The sequence below is a fragment of the Streptomyces sp. CA-179760 genome, from assembly GCF_050937045.1.
GTDB lineage: Bacteria > Actinomycetota > Actinomycetes > Streptomycetales > Streptomycetaceae > Streptomyces.
Window position 1 is genome coordinate 4,425,722 of record NZ_JBNJLZ010000001.1, and the last position, 16,860, is coordinate 4,442,581.

The 16,860-nt window shown below is 72.2% G+C and carries 12 protein-coding genes, 1 tRNA gene and 1 pseudogene; 7 read left to right on the top strand and 7 right to left on the bottom strand.

The window, feature by feature from the left end; translation table 11 throughout:
• Positions 1–95: 95 nt before the first annotated feature.
• A complete protein-coding gene (locus ACQEV8_RS19785) occupies positions 96–1,487 on the bottom strand; it encodes a M1 family metallopeptidase (protein ID WP_432961992.1) in 1,392 nt (463 codons plus the stop codon).
• 38 nt (positions 1,488–1,525) lie between these two features.
• Between ACQEV8_RS19785 and ACQEV8_RS19790 the strand changes: the two genes are divergently transcribed.
• Positions 1,526–2,026 (top strand): hypothetical protein, encoded by a 501-nt coding sequence (locus tag ACQEV8_RS19790; protein ID WP_432961994.1) that lies wholly within the window; start codon positions 1,526–1,528, stop codon positions 2,024–2,026.
• Between the two features lie 30 nt (positions 2,027–2,056).
• Here ACQEV8_RS19790 and ACQEV8_RS19795 read toward each other — a convergent pair whose 3' ends face one another.
• Positions 2,057–2,734 carry a pentapeptide repeat-containing protein gene (locus tag ACQEV8_RS19795; RefSeq protein WP_432961996.1) on the bottom strand — a complete coding sequence of 226 codons (678 nt, stop codon included), beginning with the start codon at positions 2,732–2,734 and terminating at the stop codon, positions 2,057–2,059.
• Positions 2,735–2,868: 134 nt separating this feature from the next.
• Here ACQEV8_RS19795 and ACQEV8_RS19800 point away from each other — a divergent pair, with 134 nt between their 5' ends.
• Positions 2,869–4,029, top strand: coding sequence for an NAD(P)-binding protein (locus tag ACQEV8_RS19800; protein ID WP_432961998.1), 1,161 nt, complete (start codon positions 2,869–2,871; stop codon positions 4,027–4,029).
• A 44-nt stretch (positions 4,030–4,073) separates the two neighbouring features.
• Positions 4,074–5,057 carry a zinc-binding dehydrogenase gene (locus ACQEV8_RS19805; protein ID WP_432962000.1) on the top strand — a complete coding sequence of 328 codons (984 nt, stop codon included), beginning with the start codon at positions 4,074–4,076 and terminating at the stop codon, positions 5,055–5,057.
• A 75-nt stretch (positions 5,058–5,132) separates the two neighbouring features.
• On the opposite strand, the gene ACQEV8_RS19810 is transcribed toward ACQEV8_RS19805, so the two are convergent.
• Entirely contained in the window at positions 5,133–8,417 is a 3,285-nt protein-coding gene (locus tag ACQEV8_RS19810) for a Tat pathway signal protein (RefSeq protein ID WP_432962003.1), read from the bottom strand.
• 137 nt (positions 8,418–8,554) lie between these two features.
• On the opposite strand from ACQEV8_RS19810, the gene ACQEV8_RS19815 reads away from it, so the two are divergent.
• Complete coding sequence (locus ACQEV8_RS19815; protein WP_432962006.1) at positions 8,555–9,454, top strand: aminoglycoside phosphotransferase family protein; 900 nt, start codon at positions 8,555–8,557, stop codon at positions 9,452–9,454.
• A 40-nt stretch (positions 9,455–9,494) separates the two neighbouring features.
• On the opposite strand, the gene ACQEV8_RS19820 is transcribed toward ACQEV8_RS19815, so the two are convergent.
• Positions 9,495–9,568 (bottom strand) — tRNA-Thr (locus ACQEV8_RS19820).
• A gap of 237 nt (positions 9,569–9,805) precedes the next feature.
• On the opposite strand from ACQEV8_RS19820, the gene ACQEV8_RS19825 reads away from it, so the two are divergent.
• From ACQEV8_RS19825 to ACQEV8_RS19835, 3 genes are all read left to right on the top strand, one after another.
• Entirely contained in the window at positions 9,806–10,888 is a 1,083-nt protein-coding gene (locus tag ACQEV8_RS19825) for an ABC transporter ATP-binding protein (protein WP_432962009.1), read from the top strand.
• A gap of 226 nt (positions 10,889–11,114) precedes the next feature.
• The gene (locus ACQEV8_RS19830) at positions 11,115–11,570 is read left to right on the top strand and encodes a hypothetical protein (RefSeq protein ID WP_432962011.1); all 456 of its coding nucleotides are present in this window, start codon (positions 11,115–11,117) and stop codon (positions 11,568–11,570) included.
• Between the two features lie 101 nt (positions 11,571–11,671).
• Entirely contained in the window at positions 11,672–12,403 is a 732-nt protein-coding gene (locus tag ACQEV8_RS19835) for a nucleotidyltransferase family protein (RefSeq protein WP_432962014.1), read from the top strand.
• 82 nt (positions 12,404–12,485) lie between these two features.
• Here the strand turns inward: ACQEV8_RS19835 and ACQEV8_RS19840 are convergent, their stop codons facing one another.
• The 3 genes and pseudogenes from ACQEV8_RS19840 to cysS form a co-directional block, all read right to left on the bottom strand.
• Positions 12,486–14,204 carry a DoxX family membrane protein gene (locus ACQEV8_RS19840; protein ID WP_432962017.1) on the bottom strand — a complete coding sequence of 573 codons (1,719 nt, stop codon included), beginning with the start codon at positions 14,202–14,204 and terminating at the stop codon, positions 12,486–12,488.
• 128 nt (positions 14,205–14,332) lie between these two features.
• Positions 14,333–15,267 (bottom strand): annotated as a pseudogene (gene rlmB / locus ACQEV8_RS19845) (23S rRNA (guanosine(2251)-2'-O)-methyltransferase RlmB).
• A gap of 130 nt (positions 15,268–15,397) precedes the next feature.
• Complete coding sequence (cysS, locus tag ACQEV8_RS19850; protein WP_432962019.1) at positions 15,398–16,792, bottom strand: cysteine--tRNA ligase; 1,395 nt, start codon at positions 16,790–16,792, stop codon at positions 15,398–15,400.
• Positions 16,793–16,860: the final 68 nt, after the last annotated feature.

A 16,860-nucleotide genomic window follows, 5' to 3' on the forward strand; every position in this document is an offset into this window, starting at 1 on the left:
CTCCGGCCTTTCTTGGGGCGCGAGGAACTGCGCGACCAGCCACAACGCACCCGCAGACCCGCGTGCGCCCAAGCCCCCATGGCGCTACGGCTCCCTCACGGCCGCTCCGGCTTCCCCTCCCCGTACAGCCAGTCCTCCCAGATCCCCTCGAAGTCCTCCCCGGGCGCCTGTTCCTCGACGTACGCCGTGAACTCGGCCGTGTCCGCGTTCCCATGCCGATGCTCCGTCGCCCACCCCCGCAGGATGGCGAAGAACCTGTCATCTCCCACGGCCTGGCGGACCTTGTGGAGGACCATCGCGCCGCGCTGGTAGACGGGATCACCGGAGATGTTCGCGGCATCCACCGGCTTCGCGGGCGGAAACGCCCAGAGGTCCTTGTACGTCTTCTCCCCGTTCTCGTACAGCGCGTCGAAGGACTCCTGCGCGCTCTGTCCGCCGTGGTCCTCCCGCCACAGCCACTCCGCGTATGTCGCGAAGCCCTCGTTGAGCCACATGTCGCGCCAGCTCTTGGGAGTGACGGAGTCGCCGTACCACTGGTGGGCGAGTTCGTGGACGAGGAGGGTGAGGCCGGGGGCGCCGGGGAAGACGGGGCGGGTCTGGGTCTCCAGGGCGTAGCCGACCTCGGCCGCGCGGTCGACGATCGCGCCGGTGGAGGAGAAGGGGTAGGGGCCGAACCGCCGCTCCGCCCAGCGCAGGATCTCGGGGATGCGCGCGAGCACCGCGCGGCTCGCCTCCTTCTCCTCCAGGTCGACGGCCGTGTACACGGGCAGACCGTCCCGGGCGGTGGAGCGGGCGATGTCGTAGCGGCCGATCGCGAGCGTGGCGAGGTAGCTCGCCATGGGCTCGGCGGAGTGCCAGCTGAACGTCGTACGGCCGCCCCTGGCTGTCGTGACGTCGCGCAACTCCCCGTTGGAGACGGCTCGGAGCCCTCCCGGCACGGTCACCGTGAGGTCGTACGACGCCTTGTCGGACGGGTGGTGGTTACCGGGGAACCACGCCATCGACCCCGTCGGCTCCCCGAGCGCGAGCACCCCGTCGCCGGTGCGCAGCCAGCCCTCCTGGGAGCCGTCCGGGTCGGTGACGGTCTCGGGCGCCCCGGAGTAGCGGACGGTCACACGGAACGTCTCGTCCCGGCCGAGGTCCTCGCGCGGCCGGACGGTGAGCTCCTGCCCGGCGCGGTTCCAGCGGGCCGTCTCGCCGCCGACGGTGACCTCGCCGACCTCCAGGCCGACCAGGTCCAGATTGAAGGCGGTGAGGTCCTGGGTCGCCCGCGCGGTGAGCGTGGCCGTGCCGGTGAGGTGGTGGGCGTCCGGGTCGTAGGCGAGGCGCAGGCCGTAGTGGATGACGTCGTAGCCGCCGTTTCCGGCCTTCGGGAAGTAGGGGTCGCGTACGCCGGAACCGCCGGGGGTGCCGTGGACCCCACCGCAGGCCGTGAGGGCGAGAGCGGAGACGAGCAGGGCGGGGACGAGACGTACGGACCGGGCCACGCTCTCGATCTTATGAGGGCCGTGACAGCATCACACCCGTGCTCGACATCGGCTACGCCCTCTCCAACCGCTTCCCGGACCCGCCGCAGACCGACTACCGCCGTGCGGACGTCCGCGCCCTGCGGCACGACCTGTTCTGCGGTGACGTCTATCTGGCGGACACCAAGACCGATCACGAGGTGTCCACAGCCTGGGGATGGGTGCCGGTGCTCGACTTCGCGTGGGCGCTGTGCGACATCGTGGAGCGGATCGACCGGGACCCGGCGGGCTCGCGGGCGTCCCGGCCGCAGCGGGCGGAGCTGGACTTCACCGAGTCGACCGACCGGATGCTCTTCGAGCGCCGCTTCGGGTGGGTGGACATCGAGGCCGACTGGATGCGCGCGGAGGAGCCCCCGCTCACCGTCTCCCACTCCGAACTGCGCCGCGAGTCCCGGGACTTCCTGCACGACCTGATCGCCGACCTCACCGATCTGCACGACGACCTCGCCGAGAACCCGGCGATCTGGACCCTCCAGGCGCGCTTTCCCCGACTCGCGTGACGCCGGCCGAGCCGCGCGCGGCCCTGGCCGTCAGCCCTCCACCCTGATCCCCCACTCCATCGCCAGCACCGGCGCCAGATCCAGCAGTTGCGTCGTACTGATCACCGCCCCCGACAGCCGGTCGAAACCCCGGCTGATCTCCAGCGACGCGGCCCCGCGCAGGTCGACGTCCGTGAGGGTCGCCGCGTGCAGGTCGACGCCCTTCAGTGCGCAGTCCACGAACTCCACCCGCTCCAGGCGGGCGCCCCCGAAGTCCGGCTCGACGAGGACACAGCCCTCGAAGACGACGTCCCTGAGCCGGGCCGTGCGCAGATTCAGATAGTCGATCTTGCCGCCGCGGATCAGCACCCGCTCCAGCACCGCCCCGTGCAACTGCGGCCCGCCGAGGCGGGCGTCGGTCAGCTCCACGTCCCGCAGGGTCGCCTCGGAGAGGTCGGTGCCGACGCCCCGGACGCCGGTGAGGGCCGAGTCCAGGAAGCGGGCGTGCCGCAGCCTGGTCTCGTCCAGCGCGCACCCCGTCAGCGCGCAGTCCATGAAACGGGCCCCCGCCCCGTCCTGCCCGGTGAGCTCCGCGTCCCGGAACTCCAGCCCGTCGTAGTCCCCGTCCGGCTCCAGCTCACCGCCCCCGTACGGCTCCAGCACCGGCAGCCGCACCTCCGGTCGCCGCGCGCCCTTCACACCCGTACCGCCCGCCGCTCTCCTCGCCATGTCCCCATGCTGCACCCCACCACTGACAACACCCCCTGACCTGCGCGAACACCGGCCATGTCACATTCCGGCCCGCGCGGGCGGTCGTAATGCCGAAGGCGATTTCGACCTCAGGCCTCAGGGAGATCCCAGTCATGCACCGCATCACCGTCATCGGCGGCGGCTTCGCCGGACTGACCGCCGCGATCACCGCCGCCGAGGCGGGCGTCAAGGTCACCCTCCACGAAACCCACCACACCCTCGGCGGCCGGGCCCGCACCGCCGAGGGCCCGTACCGCACGAACGAGGGGCCGCACGCCCTCTACAGCGGCGGCCCGCACTGGGCCTGGCTCAAGCAGCGCGACCTCATCGGCCCGCTCGCCCCGCTCCCGCCCCTGGAGGGCGCCCGGCTACGGCTGCGCCACCACGGCGTGCTGCGCCGCACCCCGCCCTTCCCCATGCTGAAGCTGCTGCGCCGGTCCGCCCGGCAGGCGCCCGTGGACGTCGACTTCCTGACCTGGGCGAGGGGCATCGCGGGCGAGGAGGGCGCCCGGGCCGCGGCCCACTACTCCGCCGTCGCCCTCTTCCATCACGACCCCGGCTCCCTGTCGGCCGCGTTCGTGCTGGAGCGCCTGCGCCGGGCCACCAAGCTGCCGCCCGAGGCCCATTACCCGCGCGGCGGCTGGGCCGGCCTCATCGACCGGATGGCCGCCCGGGCCTGGAACCTGGGTGTCCGGATGGAGACACTGTCCCGCGTCGACACGCTCCCCACCGACACCCCGGTCGTCGTGGCCACCTCCCTCGACGCCGCCCGGCGCCTGCTCGACGACGCGTCCCTGACCTGGCCGAGCGGCCGTACCGCCCTCGTCGACCTGGCCGTGCGCACGCGGCGCGGGGACGCCTTCGCGGTCTCCGACCTGGACGCGCCCGGCTGGCTCGAACGGTTCACCGCCCAGGACCGCAGCCTCGCCCCGGCCGGCGAGCAGCTCATCCAGGGGCAGATCCCGCTCGCCCCGCACGAGTCCAAGTCCGACGGCACCGCCCGCGCCGAGCAGCTGCTCGACCTGGGGTTCCCGGGCTGGCGCGAGCGCGTCACCTGGCGGCGCGAGTCCGTCGCGGCGGGCCGTACGGGCGCGGTCGACCTGCCCGGCACCAGCTGGCGCGACCGGCCCGCCGTGGACCGGGGCGACGGTGTCTATCTGGCCGGCGACCAGGTCGCGGCCCCCGGCGTGCTCTCGGAGGTCTCCTTCAACAGCGCCCTGACGGCGGTGTCCCTGGCCCTCGGGCGGCGGGAGCTTGACCTCGAGCAAGCTTGAGGTTGAAGGCTGGCGGCAGACCACCGCGACACGAGGAGCCTCGTATGCACGCCATCCGCCTGCACGCCTTCGGCCCGGCCGAGAACCTCACCCACGAGCGGGCCGAGGACCCCCGGCCCGGCCCCGGGCAGGTCCGGATCGCCGTACGGGCGGCGGGCGTCCACCTCCTGGACGCCGCCCTGCGCGAGGGCATGCGGGGCGGCCCCGCGGCCGAGCAGACGCCGCTTCCCACCATCCCGGGGCGCGAGGTCGCCGGCGTCGTCGAGTCCCTGGGCGATGGCGTCGCGGGCCCCTGGCTCGGCAAGCGGGTCGTCGCCCACCTCGGCTTCGTCCCGGGCGGGTACGCCGAACTGTCCGTCACCGCGGCCGAACGCCTGCACGAGATCCCGGAGAACCTGGACTTCGCCGAGGCCGTCGCCATGATCGGCACGGGCCGTACGGCGATGGGGATCCTCCAGTTCGCCGACCTCGGCCCCGGCTCGGTGGCTGTCGTCCCGGCCGCCGCCGGAGGCATCGGCACGCTGATCGTCCAGTACGCCAAGAACGCCGGGGCGACCGTCATCGGCCTCGCGGGCGGGCCGGACAAGACCGCCCGTGTACAGGCGAACGGTGCCGATCTTGCCGTCGACTACCGGGACCCGGCCTGGCCCGCGAAGGTCCGCGCCCATCTCGGCGGCCGGAGCGTGACGGTCGTCTTCGACGGCGTCGGCGGCGACGTGGCCCGAGAGGCCGTGGCCCTCCTCGGCCCCGGCGGCAAGCACATCGTCTTCGGCTGGTCCGGCAAGGGCATCCTCGACGGCGAGCCTTACCTCGTCGACGGCGTCTCCGAGCAGGTCCTCGGCCCCGCGATGCTGGGCAAGGCCGGCGGCCCCGACCCCCTGCGCACCCTCGAACTGCGCGCCCTCACCGAGGCCGCCGCCGGCCGGCTCACCCCGGCCGTACAGCGCTTCCCGCTCCGCGAGGCGGCGGCCGCGCACAGGGCGCTGGAGAGCCGGGGGACGACGGGGAAGGTGGTCCTGGAGCCGTGACGTCCTGACAAGACACCGAGGAGGGCCCCGCTCGCGACGGGGCCCTCCAGAGAAATGGGGTCTGCCACCGGCAGATCAGCGAGCGACTGCCTTCGTCGCCGTGCTCACCGCCGACCCGTCCTTGTGCCCCGCGCGGTGGGCCGTCACCTTCACGGTGATCTTCTTGCCCTGCTGCGCCGCCTTCAGCACGAACGAGGACTTCGTCGCCCCGCTGATCGCCTCGCCATTGGCGTACCACTGGTACGAGAAGGACGACGCCGCCGGGCTCCACGTCCCGGCCGACGACTTCAGCGTCCTGCCGACCTCGGCCGTCCCGCTGATCACCGGCGGCTTCGTCGCCTTGGGCGCGTCACCCTTGGCCACGGTCACCGACGGCGAGGACGCCGACCCGCTCTGCCAGCCGCTCCTGACCGCCGTCACGGTCACGCTGATCTTCTTGCCGGCCTGGGCCGCCGGGACCCGGTACGCCGACCCCGTGGCGCCGCCGATCGCGGCCCCGTCCGCCTTCCACTGGTACGTGTACGACGTCGGCGCCCCCGACCAGGTGCCCGGCGCCGCGGTGACCTCGCCACCCACCTTGGGCGTGCCGGTCACCTTCGGTGCCGCCGTGTTCTCCAGCTCGGGCCGGGGCGTCACGGTGAAGGTGCCGCGCTGGAACTCCCAGCCACGCGTGATCACGCTGACGTTCCAGGTGCCGGTCGCCGCGCCCGTGAGGTCCAGGGTCGCGGTCACCGTCCGGTTGTCCGCGCCCACCGAGTCCGCCTTCGCCTCGATCGTCTTGCCGGCCTGGCTCAGCCGGACCGTGACGTCCTTCCCGAGCGCGGTGCCGGTGACCGTGAGCTTCACCTTGCCGCCCGTGGCACCCGTGTCGGGGCTGACGGCGGTGACGTCCGTCTTCTCCGTGCCGCACAGCGCGGACGAGCAGATGAGTTCGGCGCTGTAGGCCGTGCTCGACGCCTTCTCCGGCAGGCCGAGCAGGAACAGCGACGGCGTACTCGCGGAGGACGGGCCCTGGACGGAACAGTCGTAGTCCTCCGGGATGAAGCGGGTGCAGCCGTTCTTCCAGGTGTGCGTGTCGTACAGCGCAGGTACCGCCTTGACGCCGGCGCCCGCCGTGTCCTTGATGTCGGTGTCGAACCGGTCGAATCCGGCGGTGGGCAGCGCCACGCACACGGCGGTGCGGGACTCGTCCAGCGTGCCGGTGACCGGCCCGTATCCGAAGGAGACGGACGGCACCTTCACGCACTCCGGGGCGGGCCCGTCCGCGGTCGCGATCCGCAGCCGGTCCAGGTGGTACGCGGGCGCCGCCTCGAGATGGGCCGGCGTCTGCACGAGAACCTGGTGGGTGGCCGAACCACTCACCGCGCAGGACGCGTTGCGGAAGGAGCACTCCACGCGGCCGTCCCCGGCGACCACCGCGCTGCTGGCGGTGCCGAGCGCGTCCCGCACGTCGACGTGTACGACGTCGGTCGCCGCGGCGGTGGTCACCTGGTGGCAGTTGATGGTGCCCGGCGCCGCGTACGCGCTCTTCAGGGACGCCCCGCCGACCTTCACCGCGGCGGTCTTGGAGCAGCCGGCCGTGGAGGCACTCGCCGTGACGTCACGCCGGGTCAGGCTGTACGTCGCGGCCTCGTCCCGGCCGGTCACCAGCACCGTGTGGGCCTTGCCCGGGGTCAGCGAGCAGATCGTCCAGCCGTCGGTGGTGGCGTAACGGTCGCAGACGCGCTTGCCGTCGGAGTCGAGCACCGAGAAGCCGGCCGGAGCGGAGCCCGCTGTCGCGGTCAGCTGGAGCAGCTCCGCGTTCGAGTGCGCGTCGGCCGGGATGCCCAGGCAGTGTGAGAAGACGCCGTCGCCCGTGGTCAGCGTGGCCTTCGCACCGTCCGGGGCGAAACTGCCCGCGGGCAGGGCGGGGCAGCCCTCGGCGGCGTCGGTGCGGTGGAAGGCGACCGCGTAGGGGCCGGTGGCCGAGTCACCGCCGTCCTCGGTGTGCACCAGCGCGCGGAACGGTGCCTCACCGGTCAGCGCGCAGTCGCCGTCGCCGAGCGCCTCGCTGTCGCACTGCGGGGTGCCCGCGCGGTCCAGGACCTCCACCTCGGGGGTCAGCCCGGCCGAGGAGTTGGCGGTGAGCGCGGCGAGGTGGGCGCCCTTCGGCACGGGCAGCGTCAGGCAGTCGTACTGCCCGACCGTGCTCAGCTCGCCCTTGTACAGGCCGGTGCCGATCTCCACGCAGCCGGCGTCGGAAGCCCGGTCGAACACGACCAGCCGGTCCCGGGAGACCTCGAAGGGGTAGCTGCCCAGGACGGCGGTGTACGTACCCGCCTCAGGGATCCGGCACGGGTCGGTGCCGGAGTCGCACACGGTCAGCCCCTCGGCGTCGTACACCCGGACCGCCCCGGCCGACCTGTCCTCGTCCACGGCGTGCACGGTGTACGGCCCGGCCCGCCCGGCGGTGAAGGTGTAGCAGAGGTCGGTGCGGAAGTCCTGCGGCTTCAGCGGCCCGTACGGCAGTACGGAGGCGGTCGTGCAGCCCTGCGGGTCGTTCAGCCGGCGTACCTGGAGCGCGTAGGCGGCGGGGAAGCCGTTCTCCGAGCGGGAGACACTCGACAGCACCCGGTAGGGGCCGTCGCCCGGCAGCACACAGCTGTCCTCGCCGTCCTCCGGGAACCGCTCGCAGATCCGGGCACCGCTCTCGTCGGTGATCCAGGCGACCGACTCGCCGTACACCTTCCGCTGCAGGTTCAGCCTGATCCGCTCACCGGGCCGGGCCTCGAAGGCCTGGCAGTCCACGGCCAGCGGGCTCGCCGCGCTCCGGATCACGGCCGGCGTGTCCCAGCCGGTGCCGACGGGCTCGGCACAGCCTCGGGTGTCCGAGCCGAGCGGGACGACGGTGAGTTCGGTCTTCTCGTCGTCCACCCAGCCGCTGTTGACGACCTTGAGGGTGTACGTACCTGCCGCGGGCACCTGGCACCAGCCCTCGGTGCGGGCCTCGTCGGCGTAGCAGTCGACCTGGGCGCCGTCCGCGTCGTACAGCTGCGCGTAGGCGTTGTTGCCGCTGTCGTCCAGGGTCACCAGGTGCGGTCCGGCCGAGCCGGCGGTCACGGTGAAGCAGGCGCTGCCCTGCGCCGGGACGGTCGCCCTGCCGACGGCGTCACCCGGGTCCCCGAACGGGGCGAGCGCGAGCGGCGCACACTCCGGTTCGGCGTCCTGGGCGACCCCGGCCGCGGCCCCCACCGCGGTCCCCGCCCCCGTCAGGCTCAGCAGCGAGGCGAACAGCGAGACGGCGACGGCGGACGCGACGGCCCGCCCCCGTCTCGCGCGCGATCTCGGTCTCGGTCTCGGACATGCGTCGGTACCCGACATGGCAATCCCCCCTGGATCAGTGGTCGTTGGCGAGATGCTCGCACACAGGTACGACATACCGCCCCCGAGATACGGCCTCCCCGGACCCACTCCGGCCGCCCCGAATTCGCGTGCCTCACCCGGCCCACGCCACTACCGTGCGAAACGTGATCGAGATTCCCCGGGAACTGGCCGCGTCACAGGAGAAGTTCAACGGCGAAGCGGGCCGCGCCTTCATCACCGAACTGCCCGCCCGCACGGCCCACTTCCTCGACCACTGGAAACTGAAACCCGACGGACCCCTCATGCACGGCGTCTGCGCCCTGGTCCTCCCGGTCCTTTGCCCCGACGGCGCCCCCGCGGTCCTCAAGCTCCAGATCCTCGACGAGGAGAGCGAGGGCGAACCGGTGGCGCTGCGCGTCTGGAACGGCGACGGAGCGGTCCGCCTCATCGACCACGACGAGCCGACCTGCACCATGCTGCTGGAACGCCTCGACGAGACCCGCATGCTCTCCCACGTGCCGGACACCCACCAGGCCGTCGTCACGATCGCGGAGCTCCTCGCCCACCTCACCTCCTTCCCCGCCCCGCCCGGCCTGCGCCGCCTCGGCGACATCGCCCGGGCCATGCTCGACCGGACCCCGTGGGCCCTCGGCCGCATCCCGGACCCCGAGGCCCGCCGCCTGGTCGCCGACTGCGCGGCCGCCGTACGCGAGGTCGTCGACGAACCGGGCGACCGCCTCCTGCACTGGGACCTCCACGACGAGAACGTCCTCGCGTCCGACCGCGCCCACTGGCTGGCGATCGACCCCAAGCCCCTGTCCGGCGACCCCGGCTTCGAACTCTGGCCGGCCCTCGACAACCGCTACGACCCCGACGACATCCTCTGGCGCTTCGACGCCATGACCGACGTCCTCGCCCTCGACCGCCCCCGAGCCCGGGCCTGGACCCTCGCCCGCCTCCTCCAGAACACCCTGTGGGACATCGAGGACGGCCGCCCCCTCGACAACGACCAGCTCGAGATCGCCCGCCGCCTCCGCACCCCACGCACCCCATGAAAAAGCCCAGGCCCGGAGAGACCCGGCCTGGGCGATGCGGAGCCCCCTGTCGGATTCGAACCGACGACCTACGCATTACAAGTGCGTTGCTCTGGCCATCTGAGCTAAGGAGGCCCGTACGGGTGTGCACCCGCACGTGCCCGAGCAGTGTACCCAGGTCCCCGAGGGGCCCCGTCGAAAATTTCCGCGAAGTTCACAGGGGCGGAGGTACTGACAGACCACGTGAACGCCAGGTACCGTCCTGAGCCAGTTCACACGCGTGGACTACACCACAACGGATCACCGTCGTGGCACCGCCTTCCTACTCGGATCGTCCGGCACGTTCCTGCCGGTAGAAGGGGTTAGTTCATCATGGCCACTGTCTCGTTCGACAAGGCGACCCGGATCTACCCGGGCACCGACAAGCCCGCTGTTGACGCGCTGGAGATCGACATCGAGGACGGCGAGTTCCTCGTCCTCGTCGGCCCGTCCGGCTGCGGCAAGTCCACCTCGCTCCGCATGCTCGCGGGGCTCGAGGACGTCAACGCCGGCACCATCCACATCGGCGACCGCGACGTCACCCACCTGCCGCCGAAGGACCGGGACATCGCCATGGTGTTCCAGAACTACGCGCTCTACCCGCACATGACCGTCGCCGACAACATGGGCTTCGCGCTCAAGATCGCCGGCGTCAACAAGGCGGAGATCCGGCAGAAGGTCGAGGAGGCCGCGAAGATCCTCGACCTCACCGACTACCTGGACCGCAAGCCGAAGGCGCTCTCCGGCGGTCAGCGCCAGCGTGTCGCCATGGGCCGCGCCATCGTGCGTGAGCCGCAGGTGTTCCTCATGGACGAGCCGCTGTCCAACCTGGACGCCAAGCTCCGCGTCAGCACCCGTACGCAGATCGCGAGCCTGCAGCGCCGCCTCGGCATCACCACCGTCTACGTCACCCACGACCAGGTCGAGGCCATGACGATGGGCGACCGCGTGGCGGTCCTCAAGGACGGTCTGCTCCAGCAGATCGACACCCCGCGCAACATGTACGACAAGCCCAACAACCTCTTCGTGGCCGGCTTCATCGGCTCCCCCGCGATGAACCTGGTCGAGGTGCCGATCACCGACGGCGGCGTGAAGTTCGGCAAGTCGGTCGTGCCGGTGCAGCGCGACGCGATCGCCGCCGCCACCGACAAGACCGTCACCGTCGGCGTCCGCCCCGAGCACTTCGACGTCTCGGACGCCGAGCAGGGCCTCGCGGTCACCGTGAACGTCGTCGAGGAGCTCGGCGCCGACGCCTACGTCTACGGCACCGCGAAGGTCGGCGAGGAGTCCAAGGACCTCGTGGTCCGCGTCAGCGGCCGTGACGTCCCGGAGAAGGGCAGCGAGCTGCACATCGTGCCCCGCTCCGGCGAGACCCACGTGTTCTCGACGTCGACCGGCGCGCGTCTGTCCGACTGACGACCGACGGCAACCGCAAACACCCAACCCCGGGTAATTCACCCAGGTTGACGAAGAAGGCCCCGCAGAGCACTGCGGGGCCTTTCTCGTTGTCGACAAATACCCCGGCAGACCGGACGTTTCGAGCAGTGTGCGTCAACCCCTTACCCAATAAAGGGCCCCCTCCCATCCCCCGAACCGGTGACTAAATGTCTACATTCCATTACCCCGCGCTACCCTCACACGCGTGAAGCACTCCACTAACCAACAGACGCGACGCGGCCGGGGCCCCGCCCGCCGGATCGGCCGCACCCTCGCTTTCGTCCTGCCCGTCGTCCTGGTGCTCTCCGGGACCCTCGCGGTCAGCCGAGTCAACTGGTCGGGGGGCTCCTCCGACCCGGTGCTCACCGCAGCGGACACCGCCACGTCCGCCGGCACCTCGCGTGCCGCCAAGCGAGCCCCGCAGGACGTCCTGCGCGACAAGCTGCTGACCGAGCTGCAGGAGGAGAACCCGGGCGTCGCCCTCACCCACCTCCAGCAGGCCGTCGACGACCGCCCGTCGCTGGCCCGGCACTGCGCCTCCCTCGCCCGCGCCCTCGGCCAGGCCGCCGTCCGGGTCTACGGCCCGACGCGCGCCCAGTCCTACGCCCGCCCGGTCTGCGACACCGCCTTCGCCACCGGCGTCGCCGCCGCACACAGCTGAGCACACCGCCCTGCCACCGGGTGGGACGTCGATAACGGCAGACGCGGGTACCCCTCGTCCGCCGCAGTTCAAGGGCGGGACGCCCCGTACAGTTCGGTCTCATGACCGATCCGAGCGCCGCGTCCCGCCCCGTTCAAGCCGTCGTTCTGGCCGGCGGCCAGGGCTCCCGGCTGCGTCCGTACACCGACGACCGGCCCAAGCCGATGGTCGAGATCCCCGGGACGGGGACGCCGATCATCGGCCATCAGCTGTCCTGGCTGGCCGAGGAGGGCGTGACGGACGTGGTGGTCTCCTGCGGCCACCTCGCCGAGGTGCTGCAGACCTGGCTGGACACGGCCGATCTGCCCGTCTCCGTCACCACGGTCGTGGAGTCGGAGCCCCTCGGCCGCGGCGGCGGCCTCAAGTACGCCGCGGCTCACCTGCCTCACCCGGACCAGCCCTGGTACGCCACGAACGGCGACATCTGGACCCGGTTCTCGCTGCGTGACATGGCGGACTTCCACACCGAGCGCGACGCGATCGCGACCCTCGCTCTGGCCCGGCCCCGCCTGCCGTGGGGCGCGGTGCGGACCGACGGCTTCGGCCACATCACCGACTTCATCGAGGCCCCGCCGTCGACCTTCGAGATCAACGCGGGTGTCTACGTCTTCTCCCCCGAGTTCGCGGGCCTGCTGCCGCAGCGCGGCGACCATGAGCGTACGACGTTCCCCCGTCTGGCCCGGGAGCAGCGCCTGGCCGGGTTCACGATCCCGCAGGGGTCCTACTGGCGTGCCATCGACACGGCGAAGGACCTGACGGAGGCGGCGAAGGAGCTGGCCGCGCAGGGGCGCTGAGAACGCGCCCACGAGACTGGAGAGGGGCCCCGCACCATCACGGTGCGGGGCCCTTCTCCAGTTTCCTGCCTCGGTCGGCCGGCTAGCCCAGCAGGCCGCCCACCAGGCCCGGCTGGCCCGAGGAGGAGCCGTCGCCGGTGCCGCCGGTCGAGCCGGAGCCGCCGCCCGTCGTGGAGCCGCCGGACGTGGGGCCGGAGGTCGTGCTCGGTGCCTCGTCGGCCGGGGAGGACTGCCGGGGCGGGGCCTGGCCCGCGCTGCCCTGGGTCTGGCTGGGCGAACCGCCGGTGACGGTGCCGCTGCCCCGGGTGGCGTCCGGCCGGGTCGTGGTGCCCGCGCTGGGGCTGGCCGAGCCGGCCGTGGCGCCCTGGGTGGGCGACGTGGAGGCCGAGGGGGTCCTCTTCTCCCGCCGCTCGGGCTCGCCCGGAAGCGGGGAGCCCGGCAGCTCGTTGCGCGGGGCCTCGCCGGGGCCGGGGACGACGACCCGGTCGGCGTCACGGACGGCACCGCCGAGCAGCGAGCCGACGAGCAGGGTGAATCCGGTGGCGATGGCGGTGACGAGGACGCCGCGGCGCAGTACGTAGCTGCGCAGGTCCCAGATGTCGGCGCGGGGCCCGAGGCGGCGCCAGGCGCTGCCGGCCAGCCGGCCGTCGACGGAGTAGACGGGGGCGCCGGCGATGATCAGCGGGGACCAGGCGGCGAGGTAGATGATGTCGGGCGTCTCGTAGGCGGGGACGCTCTTCCAGCTGACGGTGACGAGCAGCGCGGCCGAGAGCAGCGCGCCGAAGGCCGCGGCGACACGCTGCCAGCAGCCCAGGACCGTCAGGACGCCGACGACGACCTGGGCGAAGGCGATGACCAGCCCGGAGCCGACCGGGTGCTGCAGGGCGAACTGGCGCAGCGGCTCGGCGACTTCCCACGGGTGCAGGGTGTTGAGCCACGTGACCATGGAGCCGCGCTTGCCGCCGTCGAAGTAGACGGGGTCGCACAGCTTGCCCATGCCGGCGTAGATGGAGATGAAGCCGAGGAACACGCGCAGCGGGAGCAGGACCACGCCGAGGTTCATCCGGCGGCCCGGGTAGTAGGCGTGTCGCGCCGGGTCGTCGGCGTGCCGCCTCGAGGCCCGCCCGGTCTCGTCCGCGCCGGGGTGGAGGCCCTCGAAGTCCTCTTCCGCGTAGGCGGGTTCGTCGTAGGCGCTGCCGACGGTGCGCATGGGGGGCAGCAGCCGGGTGTCGTCGGAGTGGGTGCGCTGGGGGCCGACCACGGGGGTCTCGACCGTCTGGTCGAGCTCGTCCTCGTATCCCGCGCCGTAGCCGTCGCCCTGGTATCCGGTGCCGCCGTAACCCGTGTCGCCGTGGCCCGTGTTGCCGTGGCCGGTGTTGCCGTGGCCGGTGCCCGGGCGGGCGATGACCTGGGTGGCTCCGGCGTCGGCGGCGGGCTCCTCGGTGTGGCGGACGCTTTCGTGCCGCACGGCCTGCAGGAGCCGGTGGGCGCCGGTGTCGTCGGGCGCGGATCTGCCGCTCCAGACGACGGGCCGGCGGCGGGCGGTGGCCCCGTCCGCCCCGCCCCCGGCGGTGGCGACGGGGATGCGGGTGGTGTCCTCGCTGGCGGTCAGGTGCCGTGCGACCCGTGGGGACTGGACGCGACGCGTCGAGACGCCCAACTGCACGCGGAAAGACGCGTGATTGACGATGACCTGAGCCGGGTCGCTCGGCACCTTCACCATGCTCAGCGCGGGAACGTCGTCGAGTCCCGACGAGCGGTCCCCCGTGGGAGTGCGGGGTGTTCTGGTGTCCACACTCATCTAACCGAGTGACGTCGCGATAGGACACTGCTTTGACCGGCCGGATCTGTCCGGACCCCGTCAAGCTTGTCCTTGTCGCCCCAGCACTCCCCGAGTTACCCCGTTCGGGTGAAGTGCCGGATGCCTGTTCAGCGACGTCGGCGAGCCGCCTCGTAGAGCACGATCCCCGCCGCCACACCGGCGTTGAGCGACTCGGTGCCGCCCGGCATGGGGATCCGCACCCGGTAGTCGCACGTCTCGCCGACCAACCGGCCCAGTCCCTTGCCCTCGCTCCCGACGACGATGGCGACGGGCCCGCCGAGTGCCTCCAGCTCGCCGAGCTCGACCTCACCGTCGGCGTCGAGGCCGACGACCACGATGCCCGCCTTCTTGTACGCCTCCAGCGCACGCGTCAGGTTGGTGGCACGGGCGACGGGCGTACGGGCGGCGGCGCCGGCGGACGTCTTCCAGGCACCGGCCGTCATCCCGGCGGCGCGCCGCTCGGGTACGACGACGCCGTGGCCGCCGAAGGCCGAGACGGACCGGACGACCGCGCCGAGGTTGCGCGGGTCGGTCACCCCGTCGAGCGCGACGATCAGCGGGTCCACGCCCTCGTCGGCGGCGGCAGCGGCCAGGTCCTCGGGGTGGGCGTACTCGTACGGCGGGACCTGGAGCACGAGGCCCTGGTGGTTCAGCCCGTTCGTCATCCGGTCGAGCTCGGGGCGCGGCGCCTCCATGAGGTTGATGCCCCGCGCTCGGCGGCGAGTTGCAGGGCCTCGCGCACCCGCTCGTCGCTGTCGATGAACTGCTGCACGTACAGCGTGGAGGCCGGCACGCCCTCGCGCAGCGCCTCGACGACGGAGTTGCGCCCGACGACGAGTTCGGAGGTGCCCTTGGCGCGCGGGCCCTTGGTGCGGCTCTGGGCGCGGCGCGACTTGGCCTGTGCGGCGCGCTGCTTGGCGTGTCCCTTGCGCGCCTCGGCGGGCGGCGTCGGCCCCTTGCCTTCCAGGCCCCGGCGCCGCTTGCCGCCACTGCCGACCTGCGCGCCCTTCTTGCCGGACATGCGGCGGTTGTTCGCGGCCATGAGCTACCCGTCTCCGTGAAGTGGTTCGTACGTACGTCTGCGTACGTCTCTTACGTCTATGCCTGTTACGTCTATGCAGTGTGCCGCCCGGAGGCCCGGGCGGCACAGTCGATCAGCCGTGGGCCTTGTCTCAGCGGGGGCCGAGGCTCCAGCGCGGACCCTGCGGACTGTCCTCGATGACCAGGCCGGACTGGCCGAGCTGGTCGCGGATGGCGTCCGCGGTGGGCCAGTCCTTGCGGGCCCGGGCGGCCTCGCGCTGGTCGAGGACCATGCGCACGAGCGTGTCGACCGCGCCGTGCAGGTCGTCGCCGCGGTCCCCCTCCCCGGCCCAGTGCTCGTCGAGCGGGTCGAGGCCGAGGACGCCGAGCATCGCGCGGACCTCGGCGAGCCGGGCCACGGCGGCTTCCTTGTCGTCGGCGGCCAGCGCGCTGTTGCCCTGGCGGACGGTGGTGTGCACCACGGCGAGCGCCTGGGGCACGCCCAGGTCGTCGTCCATGGCCTCGGCGAAGGCGAGCGGCACCTCGGCGGCGGGCTCGACGGCGCCGGCCTTCTCCACCACGCGCTGCACGAAGCCCTCGATCCGCGCGAACGCCGACTCGGCCTCGCGCAGCGCCTCCTCGCTGTACTCGATCATCGAGCGGTAGTGCGGGGTGCCGAGGTAGTAGCGCAGCACGATGGGCCGCCAGCGCTTGACCATCTCGCTGACCAGGACCGAGTTGCCGAGCGACTTGGACATCTTCTCGCCGCTCATGGTGACCCAGGCGTTGTGCACCCAGTACCGCGCGAACTCGTCACCGTAGGCCTTGGCCTGGGCGATCTCGTTCTCGTGGTGCGGGAAGACCAGGTCGAGGCCGCCGCCGTGGATGTCGAAGGCGGTGCCGAGGTACTTGTGCGCCATCGCCGAGCACTCCAGGTGCCAGCCCGGGCGGCCGCGGCCCCAGGGCGTCTCCCAGTCGGGCTCGCCCGGCTTGGTGGCCTTCCACATCGCGAAGTCGCGCGGGTCACGCTTGCCCGAGACGCCCTCGTCGGGCTGACGCAGGTCGTCGATGTCCTGGTTGGACAGCGCCAGGTACTCGGGGAAGGAGCGGACGTCGAAGTAGACGCTGCCGTCGGCCTCATAGGCGTGCCCACGCTCGATGAGGCCGCGCATCATCTCGATCATCTCGGTGACGTGCCCGGTGGCACGCGGCTCGTAGGTCGGCGGCAGGCAGCCGAGGGCGTCGTAGCCGTCGTTGAACGCGCGCTCGTTCTCGTAGCCGATGGCCCACCAGGGGCGGTTCTGGTCGGCCGACTTGGCGATGATCTTGTCGTCGATGTCGGTGACGTTCCGCACGAACGTGACGTCGTAGCCGCGGTAGGCGAACCAGCGGCGCAGGATGTCGAAGTTCAGGCCGGAGCGGATGTGGCCGATGTGCGGGGCGGCCTGCACGGTGGCGCCACACAGGTAGATCGAGACACAACCCGGCTGGAGCGGGGTGAAGTCACGGATCTGCCGGGCGCTGGTGTCGTACAGGCGAATAGTCACGACACCAGGGTAGTAGGCCGTGGCGTATGTACGGCACCGTTCCCGGGTGCGGGCGCGTGGGGGCCAGT